Genomic DNA, 15,657 nt, shown 5'->3' with positions numbered 1-15,657 from the left:
GCGGCATGCTATGGCCGACTACCCTCGCCGCCCGTCACCCGCCCCTGCCAGGAGCCCAACCTTCGTGGCCCGCGTCCCCGTCTACCACCTGACTCCCACCCGCCGGCTGCCCCTCATCGAGGAGGACGGCCTGCGCACCCGTGCCGACCTGTCGGAGTACTACGGGCCCCCCGGCGACTTCGACAACGCCGCGCCCGGCACGTACGCCAACGGCAAGCGGGTCAGCGGCTGGCTGTCGCTGGACTACGCGAAGGCGCACGCCGACGAGTACGGCTTCGGGCTGGTCAGCTACTCGGTGGACCCGGCCAAGACGCTGGCGGCACCCGCGTCGCTGCGCAGTTCGGCCGAGCCGGCCGAGTACTGGGCCCAGGCCAAGCCGTTGAAGGAGTGGCTCGACGGCGACGTGCCCGAGGACCTCGAGGTGCACCAGAACCTGCCGGTCCGCGTGAAGTACCTGCAGCTGCACGCACCCCTGGTGGGCGAGGAACAGCTCGGCCAGTACGCGCCGCTGGTCGCGGCCGTCGCCGACGAGGACCGGCTCTCCGCCAAGGCGCTCATGCACCTGGCCGTCATCGCCTCCGACGGTGACTTCGACTCGCCGGCGTTCACCGCGGCGTGCGCGCTCGCGTGGCGCGACGTGAAGGACCCGGACCGCCTGGTGCGCGAGCTGATCGAGACGGACCCCGACAAGGTCGCGTCCGCCGCGCTCGCCGAGCACGGCTCCGCCGCCCCCGAGGCCGCGCAGGTGCTGCGCGAGGCCCTCGACGAGACGCGTCAGTGGGCCGACCAGAACGGTGTCGACCACGGCCAGGGGCTGTTCGCCCGTACCGCGCTCGTCCTCGACGACCTGCCCGCCAACGCCTGAACCGCCGCGGTCCCACCGGCGGTGTCGCCTCCCGGAAGCAAGGAAGCGGCCGCTGACGGCGTGCGGGCGTAGGCGATGCGCTTCGCAGCGGGCGGCCGCTGACGGTTGGTGACCGCAACCGTGAGGGTGTCGCCCCAGGCCGCGAAGGAAGCGGCCGCAGAAGGGTTCAGAGGCTGACGATGCCGAGGCGGGTGACGTGGGGGTCGTCTTCGTCGCCTTCGAGTTCGAAGCGGACGCGCTGGCCGACGCGCAGTTGCATGAGGCCGGACGCCTCGAAGGTCTCGCGGTCGTAGCGGTATTCGCGCAGCCGGTCGTCGAGCAGCGTGCCGGTCCGCGTCGCGGGGTCGAACTTCCTGACCGTGCCCTGCGGCATGTCCGGCGTCTCCTCGGGTGGGGGATGGGGCCGCGAGGATAGCCGCGGTCGCGCGGTCAACCGGCGTCGGCGTCGCGGTCGGACCAGGTGGCGAGCAGCGCGGCCGTGGTGGCTCCCACCGGGCCGGTCGACAGCGCCGTGAGGTCGGCGAGCGTGTCGACGTCGGTGGCGAAGCCGGCGGTGTGAACGGTGGCGAGACTGCGGCCGCGCCGGCGTGCCTCGGCGGCGTGGCGGCGGGCCGAGTTGGGCCCGTAGGCGGTGTCGATGGCGTCGCCGGGCCGGCGCAGCAGTCCGCCGGTGCCGCCGTCGTCCGTCGGTGCGACGACCACCTCGGCGTCCTGGTCGAGCAGGGTGGCGACGTCGTCGGCCTGCAGGCGCGGCAGGTCCGCGGTGACGACCAGCAGGGCGGGGACGGGCCCGAGGCGGTGCTGGGCGGCACGGATGGCGGCATCGAGCCCGGTCACGCCGGGGGCGTCGAGCAGGACCTCCAGGCCCAGCGCGGACGCGGCCGCGGCGGCCGCCTCGCCACCGGCGACCACGACGAGGTCGTCGACGGGTGCTTCCGACAGTGCCCGGCAGACGTCGGCGAGCATGGCGCCGGCCAGCGCACCTCGCTGCTCGGCCGAGAGCGCCACGGACAGGCGGGTCTTGCCGGCGCCAGGAGCGCGCAGCGGCACCAGGGCTACGGTCGAGGGGGACATCGGCGGCAGCGTAGCCAGGTAGGGTCACGCCGCCCGCTGGGGAGCAGCGGGCGCCGGTGAGAACGTCCTGCGACGACGGGAGAGGCACTTCGTGAGCAAGGTCGCGGTCATGGGTGCCGGGTCGTGGGGGACGGCCTTCGGGATGATGTGCGTCGACGCCGGCGAGCCGACGACGCTGTGGGCCCGCCGTCCGGAGGTCGCGGACGAGATCGTGCACGAGCACACGAACACCGGCTACCTCCCCGACGTCCGCCTCCCCGACGGGCTGGAGGCGACGCCCGACCCGCAGCAGGCCCTGGCCGGCGCGGACGTGGTCGTGCTCGCGGTGCCGTCGGTCGGCATCGAGGAGCAGTTGGCGCAGTGGGGCGACCACATCCCGCCCGACGCGACCCTGGTCAGCCTCATCAAGGGCGTCGACGTCGCCACCATGCGCTTCGGCAGCCAGGTCGTGTCGCAGTCGCTGGCGTGTGACCCGGACCGGGTGGTGGTCGTCTCGGGCCCCAACCTCGCCAAGGAGTGCGCGCTGCGATTGCCGGCGGCAACCGTCGCCGCCAGCCCCGACGAGCACCGCGCCGAGCGGGTCCAGAAGGCGGTCATGGCGCCGTACTTCCGCGTGTACACGAACCCCGACAAGGTCGGTGTCGAGGTGGGTGGCGCGGTCAAGAACGTGATCGCGCTGGCCGCCGGGATGGCGCACGGGCTCGGCTTCGGTGACAACACGATGGCGGCCGTCATCACGCGCGGACTGGCCGAGATGGTGCGCCTGGGCGTCCACCTCGGCGGCGACGCGCTGACGTTCGCGGGCCTGGCGGGGGTCGGCGACCTGGTCGCCACGTGCACCTCGCCGAAGTCGCGCAACCGGACCGTCGGTCAGCGGCTGGGGCGGGGCGAGTCGCTGGACGCCATCATCGCGTCGATGAACATGGTCGCCGAGGGCGTCAAGTCGTCCCGGGCGATCCTGGGCCTGGCCGAGCGTGCGGGCGTCGACATGCCCATCACGCAGGGGGTGGTGGCGGTCTGCCACGGTGGCCTGCACCCGGCCGAACTGGTCGACGGGCTGCTGCAGCGGTCGGCCAAGCCCGAGATCTACGGGCTGTAGCCGGGACTCACCGGCGCTCGATCTCCCGTTCCACGACCGTGCGTGCGACCTGGCGCAGCTTCTCGTTCAGGCGTGAGGACGCGCCCCGCAGGAGTTGGAAGGCCGTGTCGTCGTCCACACCGTGGCGCGCCATGAGGATCCCCTTCGCCTGCCCGATGACGTCGCGGCCGTGCAGTGCCTGCTGCAGCTGCTCCTCGCGGACCATGGCCTGCAGCGCCACGGCCGCGTGGGCGCCGAGGATCGACGCGACGGCCCGGTCCTCCGTGTCGAACGCCGCTCGTCGCGTCGAGTAGAGGTTGAGCGCGCCGATGTCGTTCTCCCCGAGGAAGAGCCGCATGGAGAGCACGCTGCGCACGCCGGTCTCCTCGACGACCCGGCGCCGGTACTCGGGCCAGCGTGTCTCCGCGGCGAGGTCGTCGGTCTCGAAGACCTCGCCCTCCAGGATGGCGTCGACGCAGGGGCCCTGGCCGGTCTCGTCCTGGATGCGGTCGACCCGCTCGGGCACGGCGTCGGACTGGGCGGGGGTCTCGATGACGCCACCACGGACGAGCGACACGCCCGCGTGCTCGCAGGACGGGACGACGGCCACCGACAGCTTGCAGAGGTGTGCGCTCAGTTGTCGGACGTCCCCGGCGCCGGCCAGCTCCCGGGAGATCTCCGCCATCTGTACGGCGAGATCACTTTCGTGCGAGATCGCTGCCTCCACTGTCGCGTGTCACCATCGGTAGCGGCGGCGCGCGTCGCGCCGCCACCGTCGAACGGCCGGCTGTGGCATCCCGGGCCGCGAAGCTCGCGTCAGTCGAACGCGATGCCGAGCGCCTGGACGATCTTGCCGGTCTGCTCCATCACGCCCTGCGTGAACTCGGCCGAGCCCGGGCCGACCTGCTGGATCCGGTCCCAGGAGTCGGCGACGTCCTCCGGCGTCGGCACCCCGTCGAAGGTGGCGCCCTCGCCCTCGAGGATGGCCACCCGCGCCATGTAGCCGCCGCCGACCGAGTAGATCCGTCCGGTGTCCGTGCACGCCTCCGAGGCGAGGTAGGCGACCAGCGGTGAGACGTAGTCGGGCTCGAGCCGCTCGAGCAGCTGTGGCGGCATGATGTCCTCGGTCATCCGGGAGGCCGCGACCGGCGCGATCACGTTGGAGGTGATGCCGTACTTGGCACCCTCGATGGCCAGCGTGCGGGTGAGTCCGACCAGGCCGAGCTTCGCGGCCGAGTAGTTCGACTGCCCGAAGTTGCCGTAGAGGCCCGAGCCCGAGGTGGTGTTGACGATGCGGCCGTAGCCCTGCTCGCGCAGGTGCGGCCAGGCGGCCCGGGCGACGTGGAAGCCACCGTAGAGATGCACCTTGAGGACGAGGTCGAGCTGGGACTCCTCGAGCTTGGCGAACGACACGTCACGCAGGATGCCGGCGTTGTTCACGACGACGTCGACCCGCCCGAACGCGTCGATCGCGGTCTGCACGATCGCCTGGCCACCCTCCCAGGTGTGCACGCCGTCGTAGTTGGCGACCGCTTCGCCCCCCGCGTCACGGATCTCTGACACGACGTCGTCGGCCATCTCCGAGCCGCCGCCCTCACCGGCTCGGTTGCCGCCGAGGTCGTTGACGACGACCTTGGCGCCGCGACTGGCCAGCAGCAGCGCATGGCTGCGGCCCAGGCCGCCGCCGGCGCCGGTGACGATGGCGACACGTCCGTCGAAGTCGATCTGGGCCACGCGGCTGCCTCCTCGCTCGCGAACCGCGGTCCGACACCGCGGGTCCGGGGTTGCGGCCGCACCCTAGCCACGTGGGACGGATGCCTACGAACCGTTCCGGGACCCCCTCGCTAGGCTGCCGGCGACCACCCCTGCTCGACGTCTCGGAAGCCGCCGTGGAACCGACGCTGCCACGCCCGCGAGGTGGGTTCGCCACCCGGGCGGTGCAGGGGGCGGCGATCGTCCCGGACGTCGCCCAGACGCCGGTCGGCCCGGCGATCTGGCCGTCGGCGACCTGGTCCACGCCGCGTTCGTCCGAGGTCGGTGCCCTGCTGGAGGACGCGGCCCCCGGCTACGTGTACGGCCGCTACGACAATCCGACGGCCACCACGTTGCACAACGTGGTCGCGTCGCTCCACGAGGCCCCCGCGGCCTGGTCGCTGGCCTCCGGTACGGCCGCGATCCACGGTCTGCTGTCGGTGCTGCGGGGCAAGGGTCGGGTGCTGGCGACGTCACGGTTGTACGGCGGGACCTGGGCGTTGCTGCGCCGCCTGCGCGACGAGGCCGGCTGGCAGGTCGACCACGCCGACCTGCTGACGCCGGACTCCCTCGCCGCCGCGCTGACCGACGAGCACACGGTCGTCCACGTGGAGACCATCGCCAACCCGTCGACGGCGGTCGCCGACCTCGCCGGGATGGCACAGGTGTGCCGGGCGCGCGGCGTCGCGCTGGTCGTCGACAACACCTTCGCGTCGCCGTACCTGTGTCGGCCCTACGCGCTCGGCGCCACGGCCGTCGTCGAGTCGGCGACCAAGTACCTGGCAGGTCACGGCGACGTCGTTGCCGGGGTCGTGGCCGGGGACGACGAGGTGGTGACCGCCGTCCGCGAGCACGCGTTCGAGCTCGGCGGTTCCCTGGGTCCCTTCGAGGCCTGGCTGGTCGTGCGGGGACTGCAGACGCTGCCGCTGCGGATGCGCGCGTCGGGCGCCAACGCGCTGGCCCTCGCTCGGGCGCTCGCGGCGTCCGGCCGGGTGGCGCGCGTGCGCTACCCCGGGCTGGAGGACCACCCCCAGCACCGGCTCGCACGTGAGCAGTTCGGTGGACGCGGGTTCGGCGGCGTGCTGTCGTTCGACCTGCCGGATCGTGCGGCGGCCGAGGCGTTCGCCGATTCCTGCACGGTCTTCGCCCGCGCGGCGTCGTTGGGCGGCACGCATTCGTTGGTACTGCATCCGGCCTCGACCAGCCACCGCCAGCTCGACGACGGCGCCCTGGCGGCGGCCGGGCTCGGGCCGGGCACGATCCGTCTGGCCGTGGGCATCGAGGACGAGCACGACCTGCTCGACGACGTCCGTCAGGCCCTGGCGGCCGCCGACCACCCCCGCTGAAGGCACCCGAGGAGCGCACCGGTGAAGCGAGTCCTGCTGCTGTACGGAGGCCGTTCGTCCGAGCACGAGGTGTCGTGCCTGTCGGCGCGCTCGGTGCTGGCCGCCATCGACCGCTCGCGCTACGAGGTCGTCCCGGTCGGGATCACCCGCGAGGGCCGCTGGACCCTCACCGACGGCGACATCCGCACCGCCGCGGGCCGGCCGCTGCCCGAGGTCGCCGACGCCGGCCCCACCGTCGCGCTGGTGGGCAGCAAGGACGGCGCCCGACTCGTGCAGGTCGAGGAGGACGGCGAGTCCGCCCGGGTGCTCGGTGGCGTCGACGTGGCCTTCCCCGTGCTCCACGGTCCGTGGGGCGAGGACGGCACCGTGCAGGGGATGCTGGCGACCGTCGGGGTGCCCTACGTCGGCGCCGACGTCACGGCGTCGTCGATCGGCATCGACAAGGGCGCCATGAAGGCGGCGTTCGCCGCGCGCGGGCTGCCGCAGGGGCCGTACGCGACCGTGCACCGGCGGCGCTGGGACGCGGACGCGGACGCCGTCGCGGCCGGGCTCGAGGATCGGCTGCCCTACCCGTGGTTCGTGAAGCCGGCCCGGCAGGGGTCGTCGATCGGCATCGGGCGGGTGAGCGGCCGTGACCATCTGGAGGCCGCCCTGGTCGAGGCCTACCGCTACGACGACGTCGCGATCGTCGAGCAGGGCTTCGCCGCGCCGCGCGAGCTCGAGGTCGGCGTGCTCGGCAACGAGGCGCTCGAGGTCACCCCGCCCGGCGAGATCCGCCCGTCGCACGAGTTCTACGACTTCGAGGCCAAGTACCTCGACGAGTCGGAACTGGTCGTCCCAGCCGACGTCCCGGATGAGGTCGCCGTCCGCATCGACCACCTGGCCCGTGAGGCCTACCGGGCGATCGGCTGTCGCGGCATGGCCCGCGTCGACTTCTTCCTGACCGCCGACGGTCGGCTCCTGGTCAACGAGATCAACACCATCCCCGGCTTCACACCCAACTCGATGTTCCCGCGCCTGTGGGACGCCGAGGGGCTCGCCTACCCGCAGCTGGTCGACCGCCTGCTGGATCTCGCCCTGGAGCGTTGACGGTCCGCGTCGGCGATCCGCGTCCTCGCCTTCGCGCGCGCACGCGGATAGACGTGCCCGGGCCCGTTCGCAACCGGACGTTCCCCACGATCGACCGCCCGTCCGAGGTTGCGGCACCCCGGGGGGGCCCACCTACGGTGGGGACGTCGACGACGGCGGCGGCGAACGCGCGCCCGTCGCGTCGGCGTCTGTCCAGGACCTCAGGGAGGTGAGTTCGCCGCTGGCGGGGTCGTCCCGCGCACCCCGGCCGTGCTGATCCGACGCCACCGGCGTCGGTCCGGTCGCCCCGGCGCCTTCCATGCCCGACGTCGTGACGTTCCGCGCGCCCGCAGCCACCGATGCTGCGGACCTGTGGCGATTGGCACGTGACAGCGGCGCGCTCGACCTGAACTCGCCCTACGCCTACCTGCTGTGGTGCACGGACTTCGCCGCGACCTCCGTGGTGGCCGGCACCGACGCCGTGACCGCCGACGGCGACGCCGGCGCGCGTGGCCGCGACGCCGACGGGATCGTCGGCTTCGTCGGTGGCTACCGGCCCCCGACCGACCCGACGTCCGCCTTCGTCTGGCAGGTCGCCGTCGCCGATGCCCAGCGCGGACGCGGGCTCGGCCGCCGACTGCTGTCGGCCTTCCTGGCCCGGCCCGGCAACCGGGACGCGCGCTGGCTGACGGCCACCGTGACCCCGGACAACGCCGCGTCGCTGGCGCTGTTCCAGGGTCTGGCCGACGACCTCGGCGTCGGGTGCCGGCAGTCCGAGCGCTTCGCCGCCGAGGTGTTCCCCGTCGAGGCGGGCGTGCACCAGCCAGAGCTCGAGCTGCGCATCGGGCCGCTGCCACCTCGCTGACGCCGGCCGCCCCCAGCCGCCGGTGAACGGGCCGCCGCGCGCTGCCGCAACCCGGACCGGCGGCCTGACGACGAAGACCCACGACCGACACGCGCCGTCCCCCTACGGGACCGCCGCCCCACCGAGAAGCCCCCCGCAACAAGGAGCACCGTGAACGCGACCATCGACCAGTACGAATCCCAGGTCCGGTCCTACTGCCGTTCCTGGCCCGCCACCTTCGAGCGGGCCCGCGGCTCGCAGCTGTGGGACACCGACGGCCGGCGCTACCTCGACTTCTTCGCCGGTGCCGGTGCCCTCAACTACGGGCACAACGACCCGGGGATGCGGCAGGCGGTGGTCGACTACCTCCTCGGCGACCACGTCGTCCACAGCCTGGACACCTACACCGTCGCCAAGGAGCGGTTCCTGCAGCGGTTCCACGACGTGATCCTGCAGCCGCGCGGCATGGGGGACTGGAAGGTCCAGTTCCCGGGGCCGACCGGCACCAACGCCGTCGAGGCGGCGATGAAGCTGGCCCGCAAGGTGACCGGCCGTGAGCGCGTCATCGGGTTCACCAACGCCTTCCACGGGATGACCGTCGGGTCGCTGGCGGTGTCCGGCAACGCCGGCAAGCGCGGCGGGGCGGGCATCATGCTCGGCGCCGGGACCAACCTGCCCTACGACGACTACTTCGGACCCGAGGTCGACACCGTCGGCTACCTCGAGGCACTGCTCCAGGACGCCGGCAGCGGCCTCGACCTGCCCGCGGCCGTGATCGTGGAGACGGTTCAGGCCGAGGGTGGCCTGAACACCGCCTCGATGCGGTGGCTGCGTGACCTGGAGGCGGTCTGCCGCCGCCACGACGTGCTGCTGATCGTCGACGACATCCAGGCCGGCTGTGGCCGCACCGGCACGTTCTTCAGCTTCGAACCGGCCGGGATCCAGCCCGACATCGTGACCCTGTCGAAGTCGTTGTCGGGCTTCGGGCTGCCGCTGGCGCTCACGCTCTTCCGCGGCGACCTCGACGTCTGGGACCCGGGCGAGCACAACGGCACCTTCCGCGGCCACAACCCCGCCTTCGTCACCGCGACCGAGGCGCTCGGCCACTGGGAGGACGACGCACTCACGCACGAGGTCGAGCGCAAGGCGGAGCTGATGGCACAGACCCTCGATCGGCTCGCCGCGGCCCACCCGGTGCTGGAGGCCGAGCGACGCGGGCGCGGCATGGTGCAGGGGCTGGCCTGCGCCGAGGGCCACGCCGAGCGGATCTGCGCGGCGGCGTTCGAGCTGGGCCTGATCGTGGAGACCTCCGGGCCACGCGACGAGGTCGTCAAGCTGCTGCCCGCACTCACCATCTCCGACGAGGAACTCGACGAGGGGCTGGAGCTGCTGGTCCGGGCGGTCGTCGACGCCGTGCCCGCCACCGCGCCGGCGGCCGTCGCCGCGACCCAGCCGGTCTGATCGAAAGGCATTCGCATGATCGTCCGCACGCTCGGCGACCTGGTCGGCACCGACCGCGACGTCGCCGCCCCGACGTGGTCCAGCCGCCGGTTCCTGCTCGCGCAGGACGGGCTGGGCTACTCGCTCAACGACACCGTGCTGCACGCCGGCACGACCACGCAGATGCACTACCGGCACCACCAGGAGTCCGTGTACTGCATCGAGGGCACGGGCCTGCTCACGAACCTGGAGACCGGTGAGGAGCACCCGGTCGCGCCGGGGACGCTGTACGTCCTCGACGGCCACGAGCGTCACGCCTTGCGTGCCGACACGGACCTGCGCATGGTCTGCGTGTTCACGCCCGCCCTGACCGGCCGCGAGGTCCACGGTCCCGACGGTGCGTATCCGCCGCCGCAGGACCCGGTGCCGAGCGCGCACACCGACGAACTCGACGACACCAAGGAGGCCGTGCATGGCTAGTACCGACACGATGCGGCGAGATCCCTACCCGACGCGCGTGAGCGACACCCCACAACTGCTCGAGCGCCAGGAGCCGACGACCCGCGGCGGCGTCGACGACGGCCCGCTCGGGCAGGACGCGCTGGAGGCGTTCGAGCGCGACGGCTACCTGCTGCTGCCCGACGTGTTCTCGCCGGACGAGGTGGCCGGGATCCGCGCCCGCCTCGACGAACTGGCCGCGGACCCCGCCGTCCGTGCCGACGAGCGCACCATCACCGAGCTCGAGTCGGACGAGGTGCGCTCGATCTTCGAGATCCACAAGAGCGACCCGCAGTTCGCGAAGCTGTCCGCCGACCCGCGCGTGGCCGACGTGGCCCGCCAGTTGCTCGGCTCGGACGTCTACATCCACCAGAGCCGGATCAACGTCAAGCCCGGCTTCGTCGGCAAGGGCTTCTGGTGGCATTCCGACTTCGAGACCTGGCACGCCGAGGACGGCATGCCGCGCATGCGCTGCCTGTCGGCGTCGATCACGCTGACGGACAACTATCCGCACAACGGTCCGCTGATGGTGGTCCCGGGCTCGCACCGGACGTTCGTCACCACCGTCGGGCAGACCCCCGCCGACCACTACAAGGCGTCGCTGAAGAAGCAGGAGGTCGGTACGCCCGACCACGACAGCCTGCGCGAGCTGATCGTCGGCCAGGGCCGGGAGATCCGGCAGCTGACCGGCAAGGCCGGTTCGGTGGTGTTCTTCGACTGCAACATCATGCACGCCTCGTCGGAGAACCAGACGCCGTTCCCGCGCAGCAACGTCTTCCTGGTCTACAACTCGGTGGAGAACGCGGTCGAGGAGCCCTTCGCGGCCCCCACGCGCCGCCCGGAGTTCATCGCCGCCACGCAGTGGGAGCCCGTCCCGCGCGTCTGAGGTGGGGCCGGTGCAGGTACGTGCCCGGCCGTCGCCGAAGGCGTCAGAGGTTGACGATGGGGCAGGTGAGGGTGCGGGTGATGCCGTCGATCGCCTGGATCCGCGACACGACCATGCGCCCGAGTTCGTCGACGTTGCCGGCCGACGCCTTGACGATCACGTCGTAGGGACCGGTGACGTCGGCGGCCTCGGTGACACCGGGTAGTTCGGCGGCGGCGCGGGCCACGGCCGCGGCCTTGCCGAGCTCGGTCTGGATCAGGATGTAGGCCGAGACGTCCACCACGCCGAACTCCGCTGCCGGTTGCCGTCCGCACCCTAGCTGGTGGCCGCTGCCCGAGGCGGGCGAACCGTCCGGATCCCGGGCACGACGAAGCGTCGCGTCGAGCGTCTCGACGCGGCGCTTCCCGAATTCGGCGGGGCGCTGGACGCCCCGGCGGGTGTCAGCTGGCCTTGACCGGCGGGCGCGTGACCTTGCCGGCCTTCAGGCAGCCGGTGCAGACGTCGACCTTGACGGTCCGGCCGTCCACGAAGGCCTTCACCCGCTGGATGTTGGGGCTCCACCGCTTGCTGGAGCGGCGGTGCGAGTGGCTGACCTGCTTGCCGAACCAGGGCTTCTTGCCGCAGTAGCTGCAGACGGAGGCCATGATGAAGTCCTTCTCGTGATGCGCGGACCCGGGACACGGCGCCGCGGTGGGGCGCACGATCGGTGGAGTCCGGGAACCGGGGAAGACCGCCCACACGGGGCGGTCCGAGGTCGTGTGCACGCCCGCACGGGGCGGACGCGAGGCCCCCAGACTACCAGCGGGGGCTCGGCACCGCGACCGGCGTCGGCGCCGCCCCCGCCCGGGTGACGGGACACGACACGGGCGAGCAACGGCGCGCCGCTAGCCTCGCGGCCGACGACCGGTGCGCGAGACGAAGGACGTGGCGGTGCCCGACGGCGGGGGAGCGCCCTTGGCGGCGGCCGAGCTGCCGGCGCTGCTCGAGCGCGTGCACGCCGCCCTGGCGGCCCGTCGGGACACCATCGACGACCTGAACGTCTTCCCCGTCCCCGACGGCGACACCGGTACGAACATGACCTCGACGGTCCGGGCGGGCCTCGACGCGCTGCGGGCCGCCGCCGACACGCCGCCTCGTCAGCAGGCCGAGGCGGTCATCCGCGGCGCCGTGCGAGGCGCCCGCGGCAACTCCGGAGTGATCCTCAGCCAGGTGATCCGCGCCGTGGTCGAGGTGGTCAGCCACGAACGTGCCGTCGACGCGCCGTTGTACGCCCGGGCGCTGCAACGGGCGCGGGAGCTGGCCTACGAGGCCGTGGCCGAGCCGGTGGAGGGCACCATCCTCACCGTCCTCGCCCGGGCCGCCGACTCCGCCCAGCTCGCCGCCGGCGCGGGCGCCGACCTCGTGGAGACCTCGGCCCGGGTGCTGGCGGCGACCCGCGAAGCGGTCGAGCGCACCCGTGAGCAGCTGGCGGTGCTGCGCGACGCCGGCGTGGTCGACGCCGGTGCCCGCGGCTTCGAGGTCCTGCTCGCCGCCGTCCACGGGCACCTGACCGGTGAGGACCCGCCGCCGGTGCAGGAGGCGCCGCACCCGCCGCACGGGACGGCGGCCTGCGACGCGCCGCTGGACCACCGCTTCGAGGTCCAATACCTGCTGGACGCCGCCGACGAGGCGGCCGCACCGCTGCGTCGCCGCCTCGAGGTGCTCGGCGACTCGGTCGTGGTCGTCGCCGCCGGCGGGCTGCTCAACGTCCACGTGCACACCGACGACGTGGGCGCCGCCATCGAGGAGGGTCTGCGGTTCGGGACGCCCAGCGACATCGAGGTGACCCACTTCGGCGACCAGATCGCCGCCAACCGGGCGGCGCGCCCGCGCCGGCGGGTCGGCGCGGTGGCGGTCCTCCACGGTGACGGGCTCGCGGCGCTGGCCGAACGGGCCGGCGCGACGGTCGTGTCCGGCCGGGCGGGCGCGCTGCCCTCGGTCGCCGACCTGTTGAACGCGGTCGGCACCGTCGACGCCGAACAGGTCCTGCTGCTGCCCGGCCATCGCAACGCGGTCGCCTCCGCCCATCAGGCTGCGGCGGTGTCGGTGGCCGAGGGCGGACGGCCGCTCGAGGTCGTCGAATCGGCCGCGTCGCCGCCGGCCGTCCTGGCCGCGCTGGCCGTGCTGGATCCCACCGCACCGGCCGAGCAGGCCGTGACCGACGTGCGGGCGGCCGCAGCGGCGGTGCGGGCCGGCGAGGTGGTGGCGGCCGTTCGTGACGCGGACACGCCGATCGGCGCCGTGCGGACCGGCCAGTGGCTCGGGGTCGTGGAGGGCCGCGTCGTGCTGGCCGACGACGACCCCCTGGCGGTCCTGTCCACCGTCTGCGAGCGGCTGGACGTGCCGGCCGCGGAACTGGTGACCCTGCTCGTCGGGGCCGGCGTCGACGCGGACGAGCGCGAGGGCGCGACCTCGCTCGTCGGGAACGCGGCCACCGGTGAGCTCGAGGTCGTCGACGCCGGCCAGCGGCCGGCCCGCTTCTGGGTCGGTGTGGAGTGAGCGACGGCCCGATCGCCCTGGACGACCGCGTCGACGTGCTGGCGGGCGTCGGCGCCAAGGCCCGCGCCGATCTCGCCGACGCGTTCGGGATCGAGACCGTCCGCGACCTGCTCGAGCACTACCCGCGCCGCTACCAGGACGCCGGCGAGGTGCTCGACCTCTCCGAGGTCCGCACCGGCGAGCCCGCCACCCTGATCGGCGAGGTGCTGAACTGGAGCACCCGACGCGTGCCCAAGCGTGGTCAGCGCCGGCCCCTGGAGATCGCCGAAGGGCGGGTGCGGCAGGCCAGCGGCCGGGTCTTCACCGCCACCTTCTTCAACCAGAACTGGCGGGCCGGCCAGCTGGCGCCGGGCACCGTGGCCGCCTTCAGCGGCAAGGTCAAGCGCTTCCGCAACGACCTGCAACTGGCCAGCCCCGACGTCGAGGTGCTGGGCCGGGTCGCCGCCGGCATCGACCCGGACGCGGCCGCCGAGCGGCTGCAGCACCAGCGTCTGCTGGCGGTCTACCCGGCGACCGAGGCGTGGCCGTCGTTCAAGCTGGCACGCCTGGTCGAGGCGGCGCTCGAGCGGCTGCCGACGCTGCCGGACTGGCTGCCGGAGCCGCTCCTCGACGAACTGGACCTGCTCACGTACGACGCGGCCATCCGGGCCATCCACCTGCCGCCGGACCACCCGACGCAGCGCGCGGCGCGCCGACGGCTGGTCTTCGACGAGCTGTTCACCCTGCAGTTGGGTGTGCAGCGGCGTCGGGCCCAGCTCGAGGCGGAGGTCGTCGGGCTGGACAACACCCCGGTGCCCGACGGCCGGGCCCAGGCGTTCCTGGACGCGCTGCCGTTCCCGCCGACCGGCGCCCAGCAGCGCGCCTTCGCCGAACTCGCCCAGGACCTCGGCGCGCGTCGCCCGATGCACCGGCTGCTCCAGGGCGACGTCGGCTCCGGCAAGACCGTCGTCGCCGTCTGGACGCTGCTCAATGCGGTCGACAACGGGCGCCAGGCCGCCTTCATGGTCCCGACCGAGGTGCTCGCCGAGCAGCACTTCCGGACGCTGACGACCCTGCTGGCACCGCTGGGCGTCAACGTGCTGGACGGCATCCGGGTGGAGCTGCTGACCTCCTCGACGCCGGCGAAGGCGCGCCGACGCATTCTGGGGGAGTTGCTCACGGGCGACCTCGACGTCGTCGTCGGCACCCACGCGCTGCTGGAGGAGGGCGTGCGGTTCGCCGACCTCGGTGCGGTGGTGATCGACGAGCAGCACCGCTTCGGTGTCGCCCAGCGGGTCAAGCTGAAGGAGAAGGGCGGCGGCCCCACGCTGGATCCGGACGCGGCCGACGTGCTGCCCGACGTGCTGGTGATGACGGCGACCCCGATCCCGCGCTCGCTCGCCCTGACCTGGTACGGCGACCTCGACGTGACGGTGCTGGACGAACTGCCCCCCGGGCGTGAGCCGATCACCACCCAGCTGATCACCCCCGCACAGGCCGCCCGGCGCGACCGGCTCTACGAGTTCGTCCGGACCGAGGCCGGGCGGGGGCGGCGTGCCTACGTCGTCTGCCCGCTGGTCGAGGCCGGCGAGCTGCCAGCGAAGGACGTCACCAGCGAGCACCGCCGCCTGTCCGAACAGGTCTTCCCCGACCTCACCGTCGAGCTGATCCACGGCCGCATGCGTCCCGACGCCAAGGACGCGGCCATGACCAGGTTCCGGACCGGTGAGGCGCAGGTCCTCGTGGCCACGACCGTCATCGAGGTCGGCGTGGACGTCCCCGAGGCGACGATCATGGTCATCGAGGACGCCGAACGGTTCGGGATCAGCCAGCTCCACCAGCTGCGCGGCCGGGTCGGTCGTGGGGGCGGCACCAGCTACTGCGTGCTGTTCGCGGGGTGGTCGGGTGCCGAACTGCCCGAGGAGACGCTGCGGCGCCTGGAGGCGGTGGCCGCCACCACCGACGGGTTCGTGCTCGCCGAGACCGACCTCGAGCTGCGCGGCGCCGGTGTGCTGTTCGGCCGGACCCAGTCGGGCAAGAAGTCCGACATCAAGCTCGCCGACCTGCGGCGCGACCGAGGCCTGGTGGAGGAGACCCGGGCCCGGGCGCGGGCGGTCGTCGCGGAGGATCCCGACCTCGCGGCGCCCGCCCACCGCGGCTTCCGCGACGAGGTGGCGCGCCGGTTCGAGGGCCGCGGCGTCGAGGTGGTCGAGGCCGACGGCGACGACGAGCTGGCCGCCTTCGCGGCGCTCGAGACCGGCTGACACCGGAGGGCCGTCCGCAGCGGCT

The 15,657-nt window shown here is 73.3% G+C and carries 16 protein-coding genes; 10 read left to right on the top strand and 6 right to left on the bottom strand.

What is annotated here, in order from left to right; translation table 11 throughout:
• The first annotated feature begins 64 nt into the window (after nucleotides 1-64).
• Complete coding sequence (locus ACERM0_RS14040; protein WP_373679225.1) at nucleotides 65-865, top strand: hypothetical protein; 801 nt, start codon at nucleotides 65-67, stop codon at nucleotides 863-865.
• A gap of 166 nt (nucleotides 866-1,031) precedes the next feature.
• On the opposite strand, the gene ACERM0_RS14035 is transcribed toward ACERM0_RS14040, so the two are convergent.
• Nucleotides 1,032-1,238, bottom strand: coding sequence for a cold-shock protein (locus ACERM0_RS14035; protein WP_373679224.1), 207 nt, complete (start codon nucleotides 1,236-1,238; stop codon nucleotides 1,032-1,034).
• Nucleotides 1,239-1,294: 56 nt separating this feature from the next.
• A complete protein-coding gene (gene cofC, locus ACERM0_RS14030) occupies nucleotides 1,295-1,939 on the bottom strand; it encodes a 2-phospho-L-lactate guanylyltransferase (RefSeq protein WP_373679223.1) in 645 nt (214 codons plus the stop codon).
• 91 nt (nucleotides 1,940-2,030) lie between these two features.
• Here cofC and ACERM0_RS14025 point away from each other — a divergent pair, with 91 nt between their 5' ends.
• Nucleotides 2,031-3,038, top strand: coding sequence for an NAD(P)H-dependent glycerol-3-phosphate dehydrogenase (locus tag ACERM0_RS14025; protein WP_373679222.1), 1,008 nt, complete (start codon nucleotides 2,031-2,033; stop codon nucleotides 3,036-3,038).
• Nucleotides 3,039-3,045: 7 nt separating this feature from the next.
• Here ACERM0_RS14025 and ACERM0_RS14020 read toward each other — a convergent pair whose 3' ends face one another.
• Nucleotides 3,046-3,744: a GAF and ANTAR domain-containing protein gene (locus ACERM0_RS14020; RefSeq protein ID WP_373679221.1), complete on the bottom strand. Its 699-nt coding sequence runs from the start codon at nucleotides 3,742-3,744 to the stop codon at nucleotides 3,046-3,048.
• Between the two features lie 89 nt (nucleotides 3,745-3,833).
• Nucleotides 3,834-4,751, bottom strand: coding sequence for an SDR family oxidoreductase (locus ACERM0_RS14015; RefSeq protein ID WP_373679220.1), 918 nt, complete (start codon nucleotides 4,749-4,751; stop codon nucleotides 3,834-3,836).
• 155 nt (nucleotides 4,752-4,906) lie between these two features.
• Between ACERM0_RS14015 and ACERM0_RS14010 the strand changes: the two genes are divergently transcribed.
• The 6 genes from ACERM0_RS14010 (at nucleotide 4,907) to thpD (ending at nucleotide 10,851) form a co-directional block, all read left to right on the top strand.
• A complete protein-coding gene (locus ACERM0_RS14010) occupies nucleotides 4,907-6,115 on the top strand; it encodes a PLP-dependent aspartate aminotransferase family protein (protein WP_373679219.1) in 1,209 nt (402 codons plus the stop codon).
• 21 nt (nucleotides 6,116-6,136) lie between these two features.
• The gene (locus ACERM0_RS14005) at nucleotides 6,137-7,204 is read left to right on the top strand and encodes a D-alanine--D-alanine ligase family protein (RefSeq protein WP_373679218.1); all 1,068 of its coding nucleotides are present in this window, start codon (nucleotides 6,137-6,139) and stop codon (nucleotides 7,202-7,204) included.
• Between the two features lie 298 nt (nucleotides 7,205-7,502).
• A complete protein-coding gene (gene ectA / locus ACERM0_RS14000) occupies nucleotides 7,503-8,048 on the top strand; it encodes a diaminobutyrate acetyltransferase (protein WP_373679217.1) in 546 nt (181 codons plus the stop codon).
• 150 nt (nucleotides 8,049-8,198) lie between these two features.
• The gene (gene ectB / locus ACERM0_RS13995) at nucleotides 8,199-9,488 is read left to right on the top strand and encodes a diaminobutyrate--2-oxoglutarate transaminase (RefSeq protein WP_373679216.1); all 1,290 of its coding nucleotides are present in this window, start codon (nucleotides 8,199-8,201) and stop codon (nucleotides 9,486-9,488) included.
• A gap of 15 nt (nucleotides 9,489-9,503) precedes the next feature.
• A complete protein-coding gene (locus tag ACERM0_RS13990) occupies nucleotides 9,504-9,947 on the top strand; it encodes an ectoine synthase (protein WP_373679215.1) in 444 nt (147 codons plus the stop codon).
• Nucleotides 9,940-10,851, top strand: coding sequence for an ectoine hydroxylase (thpD, locus tag ACERM0_RS13985; RefSeq protein WP_373679214.1), 912 nt, complete (start codon nucleotides 9,940-9,942; stop codon nucleotides 10,849-10,851). The genes ACERM0_RS13990 and thpD overlap by 8 nt, the downstream gene beginning before the upstream one ends.
• 43 nt (nucleotides 10,852-10,894) lie before the next feature.
• Here thpD and ACERM0_RS13980 read toward each other — a convergent pair whose 3' ends face one another.
• Nucleotides 10,895-11,131 (bottom strand): Lrp/AsnC ligand binding domain-containing protein, encoded by a 237-nt coding sequence (locus ACERM0_RS13980; RefSeq protein WP_373679267.1) that lies wholly within the window; start codon nucleotides 11,129-11,131, stop codon nucleotides 10,895-10,897.
• Nucleotides 11,132-11,291: 160 nt separating this feature from the next.
• Complete coding sequence (rpmB, locus tag ACERM0_RS13975) at nucleotides 11,292-11,495, bottom strand: 50S ribosomal protein L28 (protein ID WP_373679213.1); 204 nt, start codon at nucleotides 11,493-11,495, stop codon at nucleotides 11,292-11,294.
• 262 nt (nucleotides 11,496-11,757) lie between these two features.
• Between rpmB and ACERM0_RS13970 the strand changes: the two genes are divergently transcribed.
• A complete protein-coding gene (locus ACERM0_RS13970) occupies nucleotides 11,758-13,389 on the top strand; it encodes a DAK2 domain-containing protein (RefSeq protein ID WP_373679212.1) in 1,632 nt (543 codons plus the stop codon).
• Entirely contained in the window at nucleotides 13,386-15,632 is a 2,247-nt protein-coding gene (gene recG, locus ACERM0_RS13965) for an ATP-dependent DNA helicase RecG (RefSeq protein ID WP_373679211.1), read from the top strand. Before ACERM0_RS13970 ends, recG begins: the two co-directional genes overlap by 4 nt.
• The last annotated feature ends 25 nt before the right edge of the window (nucleotides 15,633-15,657 follow it).

Origin of the sequence: Egicoccus sp. AB-alg2, assembly GCF_041821065.1 — a bacterium.
In the GTDB taxonomy this organism is placed as follows: domain Bacteria; phylum Actinomycetota; class Nitriliruptoria; order Nitriliruptorales; family Nitriliruptoraceae; genus Egicoccus.
Note: the sequence above shows the minus strand (reverse complement) of the source record. Positions and strands in the feature narration are given on the sequence as shown.